This window comes from Synechococcus sp. BMK-MC-1 (assembly GCF_014279955.1).
Taxonomy (GTDB): Bacteria; Cyanobacteriota; Cyanobacteriia; order PCC-6307; family Cyanobiaceae; genus Synechococcus_C.
Window position 1 is genome coordinate 2,344,313 of the sequence record NZ_CP047939.1, and the last position, 17,596, is coordinate 2,361,908.

General features: G+C 60.4%; 22 protein-coding genes. 6 read left to right on the forward strand and 16 right to left on the reverse strand.

Annotation, left to right across the window (positions count from 1 at the left end):
* Positions 1-18: 18 nt before the first annotated feature.
* Positions 19-1,197, forward strand: coding sequence for an NDP-sugar synthase (locus tag SynBMKMC1_RS13195; RefSeq protein WP_186472060.1), 1,179 nt, complete (start codon positions 19-21; stop codon positions 1,195-1,197).
* Here SynBMKMC1_RS13195 and SynBMKMC1_RS13200 read toward each other — a convergent pair.
* Entirely contained in the window at positions 1,178-2,071 is an 894-nt protein-coding gene (locus tag SynBMKMC1_RS13200; RefSeq protein WP_186472061.1) for a methylenetetrahydrofolate reductase, read from the reverse strand. The two genes, SynBMKMC1_RS13195 and SynBMKMC1_RS13200, sit on opposite strands and share 20 nt — an antisense overlap.
* A gap of 88 nt (positions 2,072-2,159) precedes the next feature.
* On the opposite strand from SynBMKMC1_RS13200, the gene SynBMKMC1_RS13205 reads away from it, so the two are divergent.
* On the forward strand, positions 2,160-2,438 hold the full coding sequence (locus tag SynBMKMC1_RS13205; protein WP_186473475.1) for a helix-turn-helix transcriptional regulator: 279 nt from the start codon (positions 2,160-2,162) through the stop codon (positions 2,436-2,438).
* Here the strand turns inward: SynBMKMC1_RS13205 and SynBMKMC1_RS13210 are convergent.
* The 10 genes from SynBMKMC1_RS13210 to SynBMKMC1_RS13255 all read right to left on the reverse strand — a co-directional run bounded on the left by SynBMKMC1_RS13210 (position 2,395) and on the right by SynBMKMC1_RS13255 (position 10,391).
* Positions 2,395-2,580, reverse strand: coding sequence for a hypothetical protein (locus SynBMKMC1_RS13210; protein ID WP_186472062.1), 186 nt, complete (start codon positions 2,578-2,580; stop codon positions 2,395-2,397). The genes SynBMKMC1_RS13205 and SynBMKMC1_RS13210 overlap by 44 nt on opposite strands.
* Positions 2,581-2,646: 66 nt before the next feature.
* Positions 2,647-3,156: a CYTH domain-containing protein gene (locus SynBMKMC1_RS13215; RefSeq protein WP_186472063.1), complete on the reverse strand. Its 510-nt coding sequence runs from the start codon at positions 3,154-3,156 to the stop codon at positions 2,647-2,649.
* Positions 3,157-3,163: 7 nt separating this feature from the next.
* Positions 3,164-4,105, reverse strand: a complete 942-nt coding sequence (locus tag SynBMKMC1_RS13220) for an NAD(+) kinase (protein ID WP_186472064.1) — start codon at positions 4,103-4,105, stop codon at positions 3,164-3,166.
* A gap of 15 nt (positions 4,106-4,120) precedes the next feature.
* Positions 4,121-4,453 (reverse strand): NADH-quinone oxidoreductase subunit NuoK, encoded by a 333-nt coding sequence (gene nuoK, locus SynBMKMC1_RS13225; RefSeq protein ID WP_011934175.1) that lies wholly within the window; start codon positions 4,451-4,453, stop codon positions 4,121-4,123.
* Between the two features lie 21 nt (positions 4,454-4,474).
* Positions 4,475-5,074, reverse strand: coding sequence for an NADH-quinone oxidoreductase subunit J (locus SynBMKMC1_RS13230; RefSeq protein WP_011934176.1), 600 nt, complete (start codon positions 5,072-5,074; stop codon positions 4,475-4,477).
* Positions 5,071-5,727, reverse strand: coding sequence for an NAD(P)H-quinone oxidoreductase subunit I (gene ndhI / locus SynBMKMC1_RS13235; RefSeq protein WP_011934177.1), 657 nt, complete (start codon positions 5,725-5,727; stop codon positions 5,071-5,073). The genes SynBMKMC1_RS13230 and ndhI overlap by 4 nt, the downstream gene beginning before the upstream one ends.
* Positions 5,728-5,808: 81 nt before the next feature.
* Positions 5,809-6,927, reverse strand: a complete 1,119-nt coding sequence (nuoH, locus tag SynBMKMC1_RS13240) for an NADH-quinone oxidoreductase subunit NuoH (protein ID WP_186473476.1) — start codon at positions 6,925-6,927, stop codon at positions 5,809-5,811.
* A 60-nt stretch (positions 6,928-6,987) separates the two neighbouring features.
* Positions 6,988-8,178: a citrate synthase gene (locus SynBMKMC1_RS13245; protein ID WP_011934179.1), complete on the reverse strand. Its 1,191-nt coding sequence runs from the start codon at positions 8,176-8,178 to the stop codon at positions 6,988-6,990.
* 25 nt (positions 8,179-8,203) lie between these two features.
* Complete coding sequence (gene sixA, locus SynBMKMC1_RS13250) at positions 8,204-8,704, reverse strand: phosphohistidine phosphatase SixA (RefSeq protein WP_186472065.1); 501 nt, start codon at positions 8,702-8,704, stop codon at positions 8,204-8,206.
* Positions 8,682-10,391, reverse strand: a complete 1,710-nt coding sequence (locus SynBMKMC1_RS13255) for a DUF3352 domain-containing protein (protein ID WP_255486210.1) — start codon at positions 10,389-10,391, stop codon at positions 8,682-8,684. Before SynBMKMC1_RS13255 ends, sixA begins: the two co-directional genes overlap by 23 nt.
* Here SynBMKMC1_RS13255 and SynBMKMC1_RS13260 point away from each other — a divergent pair.
* Positions 10,390-10,740, forward strand: a complete 351-nt coding sequence (locus SynBMKMC1_RS13260; protein WP_011934182.1) for a rhodanese-like domain-containing protein — start codon at positions 10,390-10,392, stop codon at positions 10,738-10,740. The genes SynBMKMC1_RS13255 and SynBMKMC1_RS13260 overlap by 2 nt on opposite strands.
* 94 nt (positions 10,741-10,834) lie before the next feature.
* Positions 10,835-11,830, forward strand: coding sequence for a heat-inducible transcriptional repressor HrcA (hrcA, locus tag SynBMKMC1_RS13265; protein WP_011934183.1), 996 nt, complete (start codon positions 10,835-10,837; stop codon positions 11,828-11,830).
* On the opposite strand, the gene SynBMKMC1_RS13270 is transcribed toward hrcA, so the two are convergent.
* From SynBMKMC1_RS13270 to SynBMKMC1_RS13280, 3 genes are read right to left on the reverse strand one after another with little or no spacing between them, the layout of a single operon-like run.
* Positions 11,811-12,638, reverse strand: coding sequence for a YeeE/YedE thiosulfate transporter family protein (locus tag SynBMKMC1_RS13270; protein WP_186472066.1), 828 nt, complete (start codon positions 12,636-12,638; stop codon positions 11,811-11,813). The genes hrcA and SynBMKMC1_RS13270 overlap by 20 nt on opposite strands.
* A 7-nt stretch (positions 12,639-12,645) precedes the next feature.
* The gene (gene trpB / locus SynBMKMC1_RS13275) at positions 12,646-13,896 is read right to left on the reverse strand and encodes a tryptophan synthase subunit beta (protein ID WP_186472067.1); all 1,251 of its coding nucleotides are present in this window, start codon (positions 13,894-13,896) and stop codon (positions 12,646-12,648) included.
* Between the two features lie 38 nt (positions 13,897-13,934).
* A complete protein-coding gene (locus SynBMKMC1_RS13280; RefSeq protein WP_186472068.1) occupies positions 13,935-14,894 on the reverse strand; it encodes a class I SAM-dependent methyltransferase in 960 nt (319 codons plus the stop codon).
* A gap of 38 nt (positions 14,895-14,932) precedes the next feature.
* On the opposite strand from SynBMKMC1_RS13280, the gene SynBMKMC1_RS13285 reads away from it, so the two are divergent.
* Together SynBMKMC1_RS13285 and cysC are read left to right on the forward strand one after the other, a co-directional pair.
* Complete coding sequence (locus tag SynBMKMC1_RS13285; RefSeq protein WP_011934188.1) at positions 14,933-15,259, forward strand: translation initiation factor; 327 nt, start codon at positions 14,933-14,935, stop codon at positions 15,257-15,259.
* Positions 15,260-15,296: 37 nt separating this feature from the next.
* Positions 15,297-15,920, forward strand: a complete 624-nt coding sequence (gene cysC / locus SynBMKMC1_RS13290; protein ID WP_186472069.1) for an adenylyl-sulfate kinase — start codon at positions 15,297-15,299, stop codon at positions 15,918-15,920.
* Here the strand turns inward: cysC and SynBMKMC1_RS13295 are convergent.
* Positions 15,901-16,980 (reverse strand): AI-2E family transporter, encoded by a 1,080-nt coding sequence (locus SynBMKMC1_RS13295; RefSeq protein WP_186472070.1) that lies wholly within the window; start codon positions 16,978-16,980, stop codon positions 15,901-15,903. The genes cysC and SynBMKMC1_RS13295 overlap by 20 nt on opposite strands.
* Positions 16,977-17,498: a 5-(carboxyamino)imidazole ribonucleotide mutase gene (gene purE, locus SynBMKMC1_RS13300; RefSeq protein ID WP_186472071.1), complete on the reverse strand. Its 522-nt coding sequence runs from the start codon at positions 17,496-17,498 to the stop codon at positions 16,977-16,979. The genes SynBMKMC1_RS13295 and purE overlap by 4 nt, the downstream gene beginning before the upstream one ends.
* Positions 17,499-17,596: the final 98 nt, after the last annotated feature.

Sequence of the window (17,596 nt, forward strand, 5' to 3'; positions counted from 1 at the left end):
AAAAGCTGTGTAACGCCAATGAAGGCGATGATCCTGGCCGCGGGCAGAGGAACGAGGGTCCAGCCGATCACCCACGTGATCCCCAAACCCATGATTCCGATCCTGCAAAAGCCGGTGATGGAGTTCCTGCTCGAACTTCTCAAGGAACATGGGTTCAAGGAGGTGATGGTGAATGTGTCTCACCTCGCTGAAGAAATCGAGAATTACTTCCGCGATGGTCAGCGCTTCGGCGTGGAAATCGCTTACAGCTTCGAGGGAAGAATCGAAGATGGCGAGTTGATTGGTGATGCCCTCGGCTCAGCAGGTGGGCTGAAAAAAATCCAGGATTTTCAGAGATTTTTCGACGACACCTTTGTGGTGCTTTGCGGTGATGCGCTCATCGACCTTGATCTCACCGAGGCCGTACGCCGCCATCGTGAAAAGGGTGCCATGGCCAGCCTGATCACCAAAAGGGTCCCGAAAGACCAGGTGAGCAGCTACGGCGTTGTTGTCAGCGATCACGAAGGCCAGATCAAAGCCTTCCAAGAGAAGCCTTCGATTGAAGAGGCCCTCAGCGACACAATCAATACCGGCATCTACCTCTTCGAACCAGAGATCTTCGATCACATTCCATCAGGTCAATCATTTGATATCGGCTCCGACCTCTTCCCGAAGCTGGTGGAACTCGGAGCTCCCTTCTACGCCCTGCCCATGGATTTTGAATGGGTCGATATTGGCAAGGTTCCCGACTACTGGCAGGCCATCCGCAGCGTGCTGCAGGGCGAAGTCCGGCAGGTGGGCATCCCTGGCAAGCAAGTGCGTCCCGGTGTGTATGCCGGCCTGAACGTGGCGGCCAACTGGGATCGCATCAATGTGCAGGGGCCGGTTTATGTGGGCGGAATGACCCGGATCGAAGACGGAGCCACCTTGATCGGTCCCTCGATGATTGGCCCCAGCTGCCACATCTGCGAAGGAGCCACGATCGACAACTCCATCATTTTTGACTACTCGAGAATCGGTGCCGGCGTGCAGCTGGTGGAGAAACTGGTGTTCGGTCGCTACTGCGTTGGCCGCAATGGCGACCATTTCGACCTTCAGGAAGCAGCGCTCGACTGGCTGATCACCGATGCCCGTCGCCAAGATCTTGTGGAGCCCTCCCCCCAGCAAAAGGCCATGGCCGAGCTGCTCGGCACCGACCTCACTGCACCGGCAAGCTGACACCGGCACGGTCCAACACCTCAGGAATGCGCTGTTCCGCTTTCACAGCCATCAGATGCACCCCCTGGGCGATTCCAGTGAACTGACGCACCTGCTCAGCAGCAATCGCGATGCCTTCAGCCATTGGGTCCTTGGCCTGATCCAAACGGTCAATCAGATGGTCGGGGATGCATGCACCCGGCACCATGCGATTGATGAACCGGGCATTGCGGGCTGACTTGAGCAAAAACACCCCTGCGAGCACTGGCAGTTCGAGGGGATCGGCAAGGTCTCTGCAGAACCTTTCCAGCGCATGCGGATCCATCACCATCTGCGTTTGCACGAATCGAGCACCGGCCTCACGCTTGCGCGCGAGGCGACGTGACAGACCGGACCAACTCGCGCAGTGGGGATCAGCGGCAGTTCCGGCGAACAGATTGGTTGGACCGTCAACCAGCCTGTCTTTGACAGGATCCTCCCCTCGATTGAACGCGCTCACCTGCTGCAGAAGCCGAACCGACTCCAGCTCGTGGACCGAGCGAACAGACGCTTGATCACCGGCGCGTACTGGATCTCCGGTGAGGCAAAGCACATTGCGGATCCCCAGGGCATGGGCGCCAAGCAGGTCGGCTTGAAGTGCGATGCGGTTGCGATCGCGTCCGGCCATCTGCAGAACGGGCTCCAAGCCGTGATCGAGCAGCAAACGGCACACCGCGAGACTGCACATGCGCATCACCGCCCGGCTGCCATCGGTGACATTGATGGCGTGAACACGGCCGCGCAGGCATTCCGCCATTGCGATGGTGTGGGCGGGATCGCCTCCTCTCGGTGGCATGACCTCAGCTGTGATCGTGATGGACCCAGCCTCAAGGCTCTGCTGCAGCGCGGAACTCAAACGACGGAACGCTTCTAAGGGCCACTATGGAAGATCACATTCTGCAGCGATGCCTAGGATGGGGACTAGGTTGATCCAGTCGGTCAGTATGACCAATGGCGAGGGAGCAGACGCTATGAATGTTTCTCTCTCCGCTAGGGAGCTTGAAATCATCGAACTGGTCTCAGAGGGATTGACCAATCAAGAGATTGCCGAGCGACTCACCATCAGCAAGCGCACCGTTGATAATCACGTGAGCAACGTGTTCACAAAAACCGGATCCAAGAACCGCGTTGCCCTTCTCAACTGGGCGATGGATCACGGCAAGATTTGCCGGGATGGCTTCAACTGCTGCTCGCTTCCGGACGCATCCGACGACGCGTCCTAACCGCCAACGGCAACGGAACAGGCAGGTCAAGCATCGAGCAGTGCGTCAGAGACAGGTCGAAGAGGTCGGCATAGGCGATGCAGGCCTCGCGATCGAGACCGATGAATCGCAGAATCCCCTCATGGTCATAGAGGCCGTGCACGGCACCTTCACGTTTGCTGAGAGAAATCTAAAGGAAAACCAAAGAAGCCTTCAAGGGTGTTTGGACTCATTCACTGGTGCTCAAGCCGTAGCGGGATCTCACCTCCTCAGGCCATGCCGCAAGGGGAGCGGCAGCGAGGGCCGCATTGCTCCAGCGACCATCACCCGTTATTTCCTGACCACACCACGAAGGCAGATCAAGAGAGGCCCCTTCACTTGCCAACTCCACCTCAGCGAGCACAAGAGGGGCGTTGTCCCCCTCGAAGCAATCCACAACCCAGTCACCACCGGGCAGCGCGAGGGAATAGCGGGTCTTGATCAGGCGATGGGGTGCCAGATCCCAGAGCGCCTCAGCATCGGAGGTGGGCAGGGGATATTCGAATTCATGGCGTGCAAGTCCCGACGTGGGCGCCTTGAGGGTGAGCCAAGCCTGACCATCGGCGCGCAAGCGCATCCGCACGGTGACACCCTCCTTGGACATCGCCAGATAGCCCTGCCTGAGCGGCTGAGGAGCACCTGCCAAGGCACGCCAGCACGAACCGGTCACCAAGAAACGTCGTTCAATCTCGAGAGGCATCGGGGTTTCAGTTTGGCGATGGCATGCTGTCGACCAAACTGCCCGCCCAATGCAGTTTGCGCGACAAGGTGCGGTAGTACGAAGGGTTCTGCTCCAGCTGCACCATGAGGGCGTGATGGGGAGCCCGTTGAATCACACAGCATTCCCCAGGTGCCATCACTTCCCCGGCGGCACCATCCTTCCAGAGCTTCACCTGGCGATGGGAATCCCCGAGAGGCCAGATCACCAGACGCGAGCGAGGGGGAAGCACAATCGGCCGGCTCGACAGGCTCATCGGACAGATGGCACTGACAATGATGGCGTCAATCCCGGGGTGAAGAATGGGTCCTCCAGCCGCCATGGCGTAGCCGGTGGACCCCGTGGGTGTGGACAGGATCAACCCATCACCCCTCACCTGATCCACCACCTCTCCATCAATCTCCAGTTCCAACGTGCAGGTTGGGGCAAGATCCTCGCGATAAGGGCGGAGATAGATGTCGTTGAGAGCCCAGTGCCGTTCCTCCACAGACGTCGCCCCAGAGGGAAGGCCTGAAACGGGACAGGCCAGATCATCGCCTCTGTTGACCACGGCCTGAAGCATCATGCGTCGCTCCATGGCGAAATGATCCTCAAGAATCCGCGTCCAGAGCGTGTCACTGCGCAGCAGGCCAGGCTCATGGGTCAGAAATCCCAGATGGCCACCCACGTTGAAGCAGAGGATGGGGACATCCAGAACGGCCAGGTGCCGAGCGGCTCCAAGCACGGTGCCATCGCCACCGAGAACAACCGCCAAATCAGGCAGCTCAGGCTCGGACGCCAGGAGACCGGGAAAGGGATCCGCCGTGAGCCCACTCATGGCGATCGAAACAGACACACCCAGCAACTCCAACTGGGAAGCACACGCTTTTGCCTCCTTCAGAGCGAGCGGACTGTCAGCCCTGTAGATCAGCCAAACCCGTTGCAGCTGCATGGTGGGGGCGCTGCCCTACCAGCGCAGAAGGTTGAAGCGTTCCATGTCCACTGTGACGCGATTGCGATAAAGCGACAAAAGAATCGCCAAACCAACAGCAGCCTCCGCCGCAGCCACGGTGATCACAAAAACCGAGAACACCTGCCCTCGAATCAACTGTCCATCCACGTAGGACGAGAACGCCATGAGATTGATGTTCACGGCGTTGAGCATCAACTCGATGCTCATGAGCACCCGAACAGCGTTACGACTGTTGATCAGCCCCCAAACTCCTGTGCAGAACAAAACTGCCGCAACAAGAAGGTAAGCCTCGAGGGGAACGGAACCGGAAAGCAGCTCAGAAGCCATGGGTGAGAGGGGAAGAGAAGATCAGGCGGGTGGCTGGTCCACCAGCAGAGGAGTGCGTGCTTTTTCGATCAGGCCTTGATCCACAGCTTCACCAGTGCCTGGGTCCACTGCCTGCACATCCCGCCGCGCCAGCACGATGGCCCCGATCATGGCCATCAGAAGCAGCACGGATGCCAGCTCGAAGGGAAGCAGGTAGTCGGTGAAAAGGTGCTCACCGATGCGAATCGTCGCCCCTTCGCCGATGGGCTCTGGCCCCTGAGCCCAAGGCGTGGTGAGCACCACGCGGGTCAGGAGAACGAACAAGCCCGCACAAACCCCACCGGAGAGCAGACGACGGACCGCAATCCCAGGAATCGGAGCCAGATCCTCACGCTTGTTGACCAGCATGATCGCGAACAGGATCAGAACATTGACAGCACCGACGTAGACCAGGACCTGGGCGGCTGCCACGAAGCTGGCATTCAGCAGCAAATAAAGGCCAGCGACCGCGAGAAAAACGCCACCCAGGAGGAAGGCCGAGTACACGATGTTGCTGAGGAGCACAACACCAAGGGCTCCCAGAACGATGACGGCGCTGAGAACAAGAAAGCTGATCAGCTGCGTTGACGCTGCGATCGTCATTCAGCGCTCCCCTTGCTGGTGTTGGTTGATGTCGCCGATTCTCCCTCATTGCCTGCTGAGCCACCAGCGTTCTGCTTCAGAGAGGACAGAACCTGGTCGGGACGTTGACCTGCCCGCGGACGCGATGGATCCACGCCATGGGGCTGCACTTCACCGGCCGGAAGATACGCCAATTCCCTGAGGGGTTGGACGGCGGGGTCGGTGGTCACACTGGTGGGGAGCCGCCCGAGGGCCACGTTGTCGAAGTTGAGGCTGTGGCGGTCGAAAGCAGCCAGCTCATACTCCTCCGTCATCGACAGGCAATTGGTGGGGCAGTACTCCACACAGTTGCCACAGAAAATGCAGACCCCGAAGTCGATGGAGTAGTTCCGCAACTCCTTCTTCTTGGTCTCCTTGTTCATCACCCAGTCCACCACTGGGAGGTTGATGGGACAAACCCGCACGCAGACTTCACAAGCGATGCACTTGTCGAACTCGTAGTGAATCCTTCCGCGGTAGCGCTCTGACGGAATCAGCTTCTCGTAGGGATACTGCACCGTCACGGGACGGCGCTTCATGTGATCGAAGGTGACAGCCAGGCCTTGGGTGAGATTGCGCGCTGCGTCAACAGCGTCGCGGGTGTAGTCACCAACCTGTTTGAGGAAACCGAACATTGGCGGAGGTCAGGTAAGAAGCGGTCTGACGAGAGAAAACCAGAGCGTCATGATGACGTCACCCGGATGAAAGTGTCGTGTTCACCCACCGAACGCTACGGGGAATGCGAGCTTGAGAGCCGCCGTGACCAGCAGATTGACCAAGGCCAGCGGAAGCAGAAATTTCCAACCGAGGTCCAAGAGCTGGTCAATGCGCACCCGGGGCGTGGTCCAGCGCAGCAGGATGGCGATGAACACCAGCAGGTAAGCCTTCAGCACGGTCATCACGATGCCTGTCGCGCCTGTGATCACCTGAACGAGCGGCGCGTCAACAGACTGGCCAAGCCAACCAGCGAGCCATTCCACGGGCACTGGGAAGCCCCAGCCACCGAGATACAGAACGGAGACCAGAAGGGCGGATAACACCAGGTTGATGTAACTGCCCAGATAGAAGAGGGCGAATTTCATGCCCGCGTATTCGGTCTGGTAACCGGCGACCAGTTCCTCTTCCGCTTCGGGGAGGTCGAAAGGAAGACGTTCGCATTCAGCCAGGGCACAGATCCAGAAGATCAGGAAACCCACCGGTTGGCGCCAGATGTTCCAGCTCAGGATTCCAGCGCCTGTCTGCTGGCTGACAATGTCGACGGTGCTGAGTGAATTGCTCATCATCACCACCGCGAGAACAGCGAGAGCAAGCGGAATCTCGTAGCTGATCGACTGGGCGGCAGCCCTGAGTCCACCGAGCAGGGAGTACTTGTTGTTGGAGGCATACCCACTCATCAGCAGCCCGATGGGCTGAACGCTGCTGAGGGAGATCCAGAGGAAGATCCCAACCCCCACATTGCTGATCAGAAGATTCTGTCCAAAGGGAACGATCAGCCAGGACAGGATCACCGGCACCACGACGAGCACAGGGCCAAGCGTGAACAGCAACCCATCAGCCCTTGCCGGAATGATGTCCTCTTTGACCAGAAGCTTGAGGCCATCGGCAAGGGGCTGAAGAACACCGAGAGCTCCGGCATATTCCGGTCCAATGCGCTGCTGAACAGCAGCGGAGATCTTGCGTTCCAACCAGACCGTCACCAGCACACCAACCACTGCTGCCACAAGCACCAGAAGCATGGGCAGCGGCAGCCAGATCAACCGGGCCGCCTGATCAGAGAGACCGAAGCCCTCCAGGGTCTGACTGAAGCTCTGTTCGAGATCCAGACCGGGACTCACCAGAGCCGGTGCATTGGTGGCAAAGAAAGTCACCATGAACTGAGAATTGATGTGTGCAACTTAGGTGCTTGCGGAGGGAAGCCGGTCTTCCAGCGGGCTCCACTGACGCATCGAACAGCCCGTGTAGATCTGAGAGGGCCGGAAAATGCGGTTGGCGCCCAGTTGCTCCCGCCAGTGGGCAAGCCATCCCGCCACCCTGGCGATGGCAAACACGGGCGTGAACAGATCCCTTGGAATGCCGAGCTTGCGGTACACCAGGCCCGAGTAGAAGTCCACATTGGGGAAAATCCCTTTCGGCCCGAGGCGACGCTCGGCAGCGGCCTCTAGAGCACGGGCCACGTCGTACATCTCGTCGTGGCCGAAGCGGGCAAACAGCTCTTCGGCCAGTGCCTGAAGAATCACAGCACGGGGGTCTTTCACCCGATACTCCCGATGGCCGAAACCCATCACTTTGCGTTTGCTTGCGATGGCCGCATCGAGGTAATCGGCGGCACGATCGGCTGTCCCGATCTCATCCAACATGGCGAGCACATCTTCATTGGCTCCTCCATGCAGGGGACCGGCCAGGGTTCCCACAGCGGAAGCGACCACGGCGTAAGGGTCGGTCAACGTGCTGGCTGTCACCCTCGCGCTGAACGTGCTGGCATTCAGGCTGTGTTCCGCATGCAGGATCAGACAGCGATCAAAGATTCTGGACGCCAGAGGGTCAGGCTCACGCTCCATGAGCATGTAAAGGAAATTGGCCGAATAGGCCAGGTCATCACGGGGTTGAATCGGATCCTGTCCTTTGCGGATCAACTGAAACGCCGCAACCATGGTGGGGATCTTGGCGATCAACCGCACGACGGCGTCGTAGATGTACTGGGGATCATCGATGGCGCGCCGGGAGTAAAACAACCCGAGCGAGGCCGCACTCGACTGCAGAGCATCCATCGGATGACCATCCGATGGAAAACACTTCATCATGTCGCGAACGCGGAAGCTCACCCGTCGGTGCATCTGCACCTCCTGCTCGAAATCTCTCAGCTGCTGTGGATTGGGGAGTTCACCCCAGATCAGTAGGTAGGTGGTTTCCAGGAAACTGCAGTGGGACGCGAGCACATCAACGGGATAGCCGCGATAGGACAGCAATCCCTTCTGCCCGTCGATGTCGCAGATTGACGACTGGGTTGCAGGAACCCCTTCCAACCCAGGGCGGAACACCAAACCGGTGCGCTCATGACGGATTTCTCCCCCCTCGGTTGGACTCACCAATCGCCTTCAACTCAGAGGCAACCTAATCGGAGCTCGGGATCAGGAGTCGAGGCTTGAGCAGCGCCTGCAGCTCAGCACGTCCGAAAGGCTCGTCAAGAAGCGCATCCCAACGGAGATGGCAAAAGCCTGCTTTGCGCAATCGCAGGCTGCCAGGTGCCGCCCCGATCAGTGCAGCGGCGAGCGCGCTGAGATCGGGTTCATGGCCGACCAGAAGGCATCGGCCGTGGAGTGATCGCAGCAAAGGCCTGGGATCGCGTCCAGGGGCGAGGGTCGACTCGATCCTTGCCTGCGAAGCCAAACCCGCCTGTACGGCCAGATCGGCGGTTTCTGCGGCACGCCTGTAAGGACTGCAGAGAATTTGGTCGGCTCGATAACCCAAAGCCCGAAGGCGGTTGGCGACAGCCAAGGTGCGCTGCACTCCGCGCAGCGTCAGGGGGCGATCCGGATGGTCCTGCCCATGGTCCCGTTCAGCAGCAATGCCATGACGGAACAGAAAGAGATCAACCGAATCGGAGGCGGGCATGCAGACGCAGGCTGCTCGACTCACCACTCTGACTTGATGCTGAGTCTGGTGCTGCAGCCAGCGTGAGGCTCTGCACCGCAGGACTCAGCGCTCGTCCACCCAGGCCCTGAAGCAGAATCCAGGGACGCCACTGAGCAAGGCCATCCCGACTTGGATCGGCGGACAGGGCGAGCTGCTGCGTGATCGGTGCCTTGACAAGGCTGCGCAACTCCTGCAGATGCTGCTTCAGAGCGCTTGGATCGCTGCCACTGCGACGTTGACGCAGTCCCTCCAGGGTTTGCCCCCACCAGTTGAAGCCAGAAACATGCTCTAACGCCACAGCAAGATCAGCCGTCAGCGACTCCTCACCATGGCGTCGTTGACGCACCAGCCGTGTCCAAACCTGAAGCGATTGGCCATCGGCATCCAGGGTGGATCCCACGAGGCCGCCTTGCTCGAGCTGGCGGCTCACCGCATCCGGCGATGGTGCATCCGCACGGCTGCCCAGAAGCCAACCCGCCTCACCCTCTTGGAAGAGCAGCGGGCCGGAATCGAGAGCAGCCACAGCCGCTGCCCCTTCTGCCGTGCTGGACTCCAGCGCTCGCCGCAACGCTGGAGCAATCCACTGCGCCAAAGGATTCTGGCTGTCGGGATTGATCAATGCCTGGGGCGCCGACAACAGGGCAAGCGCGTGAGCGTCCCCCCCGGCACCGGCAAGGAGAGCCTCAGCATCAGAACGTTCATCGGCCGCAGGTATCACCTCGTCTCGAAAACGAACCAGCGCCTTCAGGTCGAGATCCGTGCCCTGGGTTGCGAGGCCAGCGACCAAACCGGTGAGGTCACCACGGTTGGCGATCACGGCGGGGACGCCAAGCCAACGCTGCATGGCAGCTGGACTGGCTGTGAGAAACGCCACCCCAGAACCGAGAGATCTCAAATCATTGGCAAGACCTTCATCGCCTTGGAGCTGCAAACTCTCCAACTGCGACACATCGAGGGCCTGCTCCAGTACCCCACGGCCTGAAGCCAGGAGCAGAAGGTCATCATCGATCAGTGCCGTGGCGATCGGCTGGGGGTCGCGCCCCAACAAGGCACCTCGACCACTAATCACACCCATGCCCCGATAGCGGGTGATCTGCAAATCAGTCCCGGCCAGGCTGCGGGTCTGCCAGAACCGCTGCAGGAAACGTCTCGCCCCGTCGTCGTCCTGACTGGACAGAGCCAGAACCCACCCCAAAGCGCCCGGATCACCGGCGTTGGCGGTGCTGTCATCCAACACGGCCAAACTCACCTGCGGGCCGATCCAGTCCCGCAGTTCGTCGTTGAAATTCAGGCCTGCCAGAGCGAACGCGCCATCACGGAGCTGGCGGGTGCTTTCACTCACGGCCTCTCGCTGACGCACCGGGGCAACAGCTCGGGCATAGGCCGGGATGCGCGACGGATCCACCAGCCAATTGAAGGTGAGCTCAGCATCGCGGGGCATGAATCGCGCCGCTCGGGTGAGCTCCAACGGGCGATCCACAATCCGTAGCGGGCTCTGTCTGGCCATTGCCCACCACACCCCGAGGGCCAGGGTGAGGAGCACCATGGCCGATGCGACCAGAGCTAGCAGGAACGAACGCCCCTTCATGAACAAGCGGTGAAGGACATCATGGTCATCTTCATGCATCCAGGATGCATGGCCAGCCCAGAGCCAGACTGATGCCATGAACCAACGCACGCCTCAACCCCTGACCGCCGCGGAGCTGGCGGCCTGGCTGAAGAAGGAGCCTGCGTTGACCCTGGTCGATGTTCGTGAACACAGAGAACTGACAATCGCTGCCTTTCCCTACCCAGTGGAGCATCTGCCGTTAAGTGAGGCGGCGCAATGGATGGATGCCATCGACCAGCGGCTGCCCGCATCCCAAGCCGTGGTTGTGCTTTGCCATGCAGGGGTGCGCAGCTGGAACTTCGGATGCTGGCTGCTGGAACGCAATCCCGCGCAGGAGGTTTGGAATCTCGAGGGTGGCATTGATGCCTGGAGCCTGGCCGTGGATTCCTCCGTGCCGCGCTACTGAGCGCCATCCCTGCCTGAACCAACCGTCGGCTTCGTGACGGTCACGCTCGAATCCAAGGAATCATTCGTACGATCGCTGCATCTCATTAGCTGCTGTGGAGCTCCTGCCCCGACGCCAACAGGAAGTGCTGCAGGCCACGGTCCATCACTACGTGGACACGATTGAACCGGTAGGCAGCAAAACCCTCGTTCAGCGTTTCGGGCTTCAGGCGAGCTCAGCCACGGTGCGTTCGGCGATGGGAGCTCTGGAGCAAAAAGGCCTGCTGGTGCAGCCCCATCCATCCGCCGGTCGAATTCCCAGTCCAAGGGGGTACCGCCACTACGTGGACTGCTTGCTGCCCAAGCCTGGAGCCGCAGTTCACCACCTTGAGCAGGAACTCACCCAACTGAGCTTGCGCTGGGCTGCACTCGATGATCTCCTGCAGCAGCTGACACGGCGCTTAACCGATTTCACAGGGTTGATGAGCTTGATCACCCTGCCGCAACCGTCAGAGCAACGGCTGCACGCGATTCGCCTGGTCCCCACGGATGAAAGGCTTTTGGTGATGCTGGTGGCTGATTCCAGCCAAACCCATCACCTCAATCTGCGTTTGCCTCATGGCAGTGTCCATCAGGTGGCGGCCCTTGAGCGCTGGACTGATGATCAACTGCATCAGTCCGGACAGATCAGCTGGGAGTCGTTACCGCAGCAGCTGCAAACCTGTGGACAGGCACTGAGGGAAGCCCTTCACAACGAAGAAGGTCGATTCATCAGCCCAAGTGATCAGAGCGCTCACGTTCATGGCGTGTCCAGACTGGTGGCACAACCGGAGTTCAGCGACAGCACCAAGGTGGCCCCGCTCCTCGATCTGATGGATTGCAACCCCGCCGCCTTCATCCCCAGCGGTCCCGGTCATGATGACTGGGTTTGGATCGGCGGAGAGCATCCCCATACGGCTCTGAGCGACTGTTCTGTGATCCAATCGAGTTATCGGGATGGACAAGGAGGTGTGGGGCAAGTGGCTCTTGTGGGCCCAATGCGCATGGCTTACGCCACGGCACGTGCTGCCGTTCAATGTGTTGCGAAACACCTCAACCATCTCTTGAGCTGATCAGCGACAGCCAGATCCCCAGCATCATCGCTGGAAGTGCCAACCAGGCGTGGGGTGATCCGCCCGGTAAATAGCGAAACAACTGGCTGTCATTTCCCCCGAGCGCAAGCACGGATCCCATCGCCATCAGGATCCCCCAGCCCAGGCGCGGCAGGTCACACCATGAGGCAGGCCTCCAGTGGAAGCGGTCCCGGATCCAGGCCTCTAAAGCCATCCCCAACAGCAACACAATGCCAAACAGTTCAGAGGTCGCGACTGTCCGCGGGCTGGCAACCCAAATGGACCGTGTCATCTGATCAGGAGCGATCGGCCCGCGTCGAAGACGCTGCGGAGGAGGAGACAGGGGCATCCGCAGAGACCAGAGCGCCAGCACAATCAGCAACGCGGTCACCGTGGCAATCCGCAGCGGCGAAGCCTGCAAAGCCTCCACAGGCTGGACAAACCCACTCAAGCAGAATCCCAAAATCCAACCCAGGGCCGTCAGCCAGGCCCTGCAGTCGCCACGCGTGAGTTGAAGACTGGACCCTAAAAAACAACCCTGATTGCGCGCTGACGCAAAGCCAAAGAGCAGTCCACCTGCTGGAACCCACCAGTACAGAGGAAGTTGTGGGGGCTGTAGTTCGCCCAATGCAGTGAAAACCAGCAGAACCACAGCGATGGCTGTGGTGATGACCAGCACGATCTGGGCCTTGCGCCACTCCCCTCGCAAGCATCCCACCACTGAGGACACCATGCAGACATCCACTCGGCTGAGCAGCATCCCGGCCAGCAGAAGCAACACCGGAATGAGCGCCAGAGGCAGATGCATCCGTCAATCAGAGGGCATCTCCGAGACGCTCTGCCACGGTGTTGACATCCTTGTCGCCTCGACCTGAACAATTGAGAACCACTTCCGTTCCTGCGGGGAGTGTGGGGCAAAGCGTTTCCAGCCAGGCGAAGGCATGGGCCGTTTCCAGAGCAGGAATAATCCCTTCCAGCCGACTCACCAGCTGCAGGGCTTCCAGCGCCTCGGCATCGGTGACAGCACCATATTCAGCTCGCCCGATCTCACGCAGGTAGCTGTGCTCAGGGCCGACACCTGGATAATCCAGACCGGCACTGATGGAATGCGCTTCCTGGACCTGACCGTCCTGGTCTTGCAGGAGGAGACTCATCGCTCCGTGCAGCACGCCCACCCGTCCTTCGGTGATGGTGGCGGCATGACGTCCGGTTGCGACGCCGTCACCAGCGGCTTCCACACCAATCAGACGCACATCGGTGCACTCAACAAAGGGGTGGAACAGACCCATCGCATTCGATCCCCCACCGACGCAGGCCATCAACACGTCGGGCAGACGCCCAAACGCCTCCCGGCACTGCTGCCGGGTTTCCTGACCGATCACCGCGTGAAAATCACGCACCAGCATGGGATAAGGATGGGGACCCGCCACAGATCCAAGGATGTAGTGCGTGGTCTCCACATTGGTGACCCAGTCACGGATCGCCTCACTGGTGGCGTCTTTGAGGGTTGCGGTCCCTGCCGTCACCGGGTGAACGGTGGCACCGAGGAGGCGCATCCGGAACACGTTCAAAGCCTGTCGGCGCATGTCTTCAGCGCCCATGTACACCACACACTCCAGGCCGAAGCGGGCACAAACCGTGGCGGTGGCCACACCATGCTGGCCAGCACCGGTTTCGGCGATCACCCGCTTCTTTCCCATCCGCAGAGCCAGAAGGGCCTGCCCAAGAGCGTTATTGATCTTGTGGGCACCGGTGTGATTCAAGTCTTCCCGCTTCAGCCAGATGCGGGGACCACCGTCGGCACGGCGGTAGTGCTCCGTGAGCCGTTCCGCTTCGTAAAGCGGTGTAGCCCGGCCGACGTAGCTCTTCAGCAGCCGATTGAGTTCCGCGGTGAACGCAGGATCTTTCCAGGCCTGAGCAGCCGCTTGCTCCAGCTCGGCCAATGCCGGCATCAGTGTTTCTGGGACGTACTGACCGCCGTAACGACCAAAACGGCCAGCAGCCGCTGGACGCGAACTGACGGCGAGATCGGAGGCAGAGGGTTGCGAGGGCAAGGTGCTAGTCACGAAGCAATGGACCGCACGCGCGACCCTTGAGCGTTGACTCAGCGTAAGCAGGCGATCACGCGATGCCGTGGATCACAGGACTGGATCCGCAGATCCCTGAAACCAGCGGATTGCAGCGCTTCAGCCATATCGAGGCGGAAGTACTGCTCGATGTAGGGCTCCGTGCTCTTCAGCAACGTGGCCACGGCGGCAGGCAAACGCTGCAGCACCGACGACGCCGGATCTTGATCCACCATCAGCAAGGCTCCCCCAGGCCGAAGCAACCGGAACGCCTCCGCGAGCACGGCATGGGTGGCGCTCTGAGGCAGCTCATGACACACAAACTGAAGGCTGATCAGGTCGTACGACGCCGCTGCCAGCCCTGTGTTTTCCGCTGCGGCATGCACCCAACCATCCACCAATCCCTCGTGATCGCGCACGCTGGCGACAGCGAGCATCTCGGGGGAAAGATCCAAACCGTGAATGCGCAGAGGTGACTCCTGTCGCCTCTCGGCACGCAAGCGCAGCCAGCGACTTAGATGCTGGGTGCTGACGCCCACGGAACACCCCAGATCCAGTGCCTGCTGCACCGAGGTGGTCAGCAGGGGCTCCACCACCTGATGAATGGCATCGCGCAGACGGGTCTGGGCGATCAGAGGGGTGAGGGTCTCCTCAGGCCAGATGCGTAATGCCATGGCATCGGTGGCTTGCTCAGCCTCCGCGGCGGCCTGCCAGCAGAGATTGCCCTGCTCATAGGCATGGAAGCGAGCGCGGTAGTAATCGGGCGGGACCAAACCAGGGGTCGTCAGCTCCGACTGCCGGGAACTCGCTTGATCCCACAGCGTCTTGCGGCGCGCCCTCCAGGGGATGCCGTTGCGTTCAGCCGTGCGGATGATCAGCTGCCGAGCCTGAAAGAACAGGGGTCGACGCAGCCAGCCGATGCTGATCAACCGCTCAATCCAGCGACCGAGACCCTGGCTCGAATCAGCCCATTGCGGTGTGGATGCAGAAGCGTTCATCGCAGAGACGGCAGGATGGGGGGGGTTCAAGGGGAACGATGCCGAAGGGAGGCTGGCAGGAATTCAGCAGCACCGACAGTCTGCAGCGACCGGTGGCCCCGTCGTCAGACCCGACACCCAAGGCAGAACAAAGGGTTCGGGTCCAGCCCACCCGGGGAGGGAAGGGTGGCAAAACCGTCACCGTGATCCGCGGGCTGGATCTCGACCCCGCCGGATTCAAAACACTGCTGAAAAAGCTGAAAACCAGGATCGGCAGTGGCGGCACGCTGAAAGGTGATTGCATCGAACTGCAGGGTGACCAGGTGGATCTGGCCTTGGAACTCTTGACGAAGGAGGGGTACCGACCGAAGCGGGCGGGCGGTTGAGCGACAATGCGCCTCGATTGTTCACCTCACGTCTCCCATGAGCTCAGCGTCTCCGAAGGCCACCAACATCGTGTGGCATCAGGCCTCGGTGGACCGCGATGCCAGGGCTGAGCAGCGTGGCCATCGCAGCGCCATTCTCTGGTTCACAGGCCTGAGTGGAGCAGGCAAGAGCACTCTGGCCAATGCCGTGAACCAGGCTCTGTTTGAACGCGGCCTGGCCACCTATGTGCTGGATGGCGACAACGTTCGCCATGGTCTCTGCCGCGACCTTGGCTTCTCGGACGCAGACAGGGAGGAGAACATCCGTCGCATCGGTGAAGTTGCCAAGCTCTTTCTGGACTCTGGCGTGATCGTTCTCACAGCTTTTGTGTCCCCGTTCCGCGCTGATCGCGATAAAGCCCGTGCCCTGGTGGGTGAGGGTGACTTTCTCGAAATCTTCTGCTCAGCAGACCTGAGCGTCTGCGAAGAACGCGACACCAAGGGCCTTTACGCCAAGGCCAGAGCGGGCGACATCAAGGAATTCACAGGAATTTCCAGCCCCTATGAGGCTCCGGAGCATCCGGAACTCTCTGTCGATACAGGCGCTGGAGAGCTTGAAACCTGTGTCAACGAGGTTGTGAGCGCACTCGAGAGTCGGGGGATCATCCCCGCTCAGGCTTGATCAACTCACTGCTGGCAGGGATGCCTTGATGCTCTGCCCAGGCATCCACCAGCGTTTTGAAACAACTGGCCACCGGAACGGCCAGAAGCAAACCCAGCAACTCACCAAAGCCATACAGCTCTCCCGCTTTGGCGCCGAGAGGAAGGGCGATCAGCAGCCAGGCCGGCTGCAGTCCCACGATGCTGCCCATCAAGCGCGGTTGGATCACCTGATCCACCAGCTGACCGACCAGGATCGCCGCCACCAGGATCTCCAAACCTGTCTTGGGGTCCTGAAAAGCCAGAAGTCCACTCACCGCGATGATCGTGAGGGCGCTCGCATAGGGGATCAAGGTGGTGAAACCGATCAAAACGGCAAACAAAACGCCGTAGGGAATCTTGAGCACCGTGAAGACCACGATCTGACCCATGGCCAGGATCAGAGCCAGCAGAACCTGGCCGGCGAAGTAGCCCCGGAATGTGCTTGAAAGCGTGCTGATCACGAGCTCACGCCAAGCCGTGGGAAGCCAACGGGCCAGGCCCGCTGCAATCGAGCGGCCACCCAGAAGAAAGAACACCGCCAAGACCAACACAATCACTGTGTTGATGGTGGTTCCCAGGGTTGCCCCGAGGATGCCGAGCAACCTCTGGCTGATCTGGCTGGCCACCCGACCGGCTCGGGTGACCAGGTCACTGCTCAAGTCCCCGAATTCGCTTGGCAATCCCCTTGCTTCAGCCAAGGATTGCAAGCTTGTGATCCAGCCCTCAGCCTGATTGAGCAAACTCGGCAGGGCATTGATGAGCTGCCCGAGTTGGTCGATCAGCAGAGGCACCAGGGTGACGCCCGCGAACACGAGCAGGCTGATGGTGAACAGGGTCACCATCACGATTGCTAACCACCGGGGAAGGCCACGGCCTGTAAGCCAGACGCAAGGAATATCGAGCAGAAACGCGATCAGTGCCGCCGTGAGAAACAGTCCTGGAAACGGAGCCAGCGGAACTGTGAGCTGGCGAAGCACAAAAAGATTGAGGGTGAGCAGAGGCAACGCCAGGCTCCAGCGCATCCAGGCAGGACCATTCATGGGGCGTTGGTTCTTGCGCCCATTGTGGCCATGATGTCCAGATAGGCCGCCGATCCGAGCTCGACCAGCCGTTGATCCTTCGCGGTCACGGCATCGTGCAGCTGACGTCGATAAGCCCCGAGACGCTCCATCAAGGCGTGGTCTTGGAGCGCAAGGATCTGCGCCGCCAGCAGTCCTGCATTCAATCCGCCCCCGATGGCGACCGTCGCCACGGGAATACCACCCGGCATCTGCACAATCGAATGCAGAGAATCCACACCGGAGAGCATGGTGCTGCGCACCGGCACGCCGATCACCGGCAGGGTCGTCAGAGACGCCACCATCCCCGGCAAGTGAGCCGCGCCGCCGGCACCGGCCACGATCACTTGCAACCCGCGGTTGTGGGCCTCACGGGCAAAGTTCACCATCTCCATCGGTGTGCGATGGGCCGACAACACGCGCACCTCCACGGCAACCTGGAGCCTCTCCAGGACCTCAACGGCGGGGTGCAGGGTCGGGAGGTCGGAATCACTGCCCATGATCACGGCCACCCGCGGTGTGATCGATGACTGGACTGGATCGGAAGGCGTCATGGCAACAGGCAAAACGCGCGGAGAGGGCGAGACTTCCATCGTCC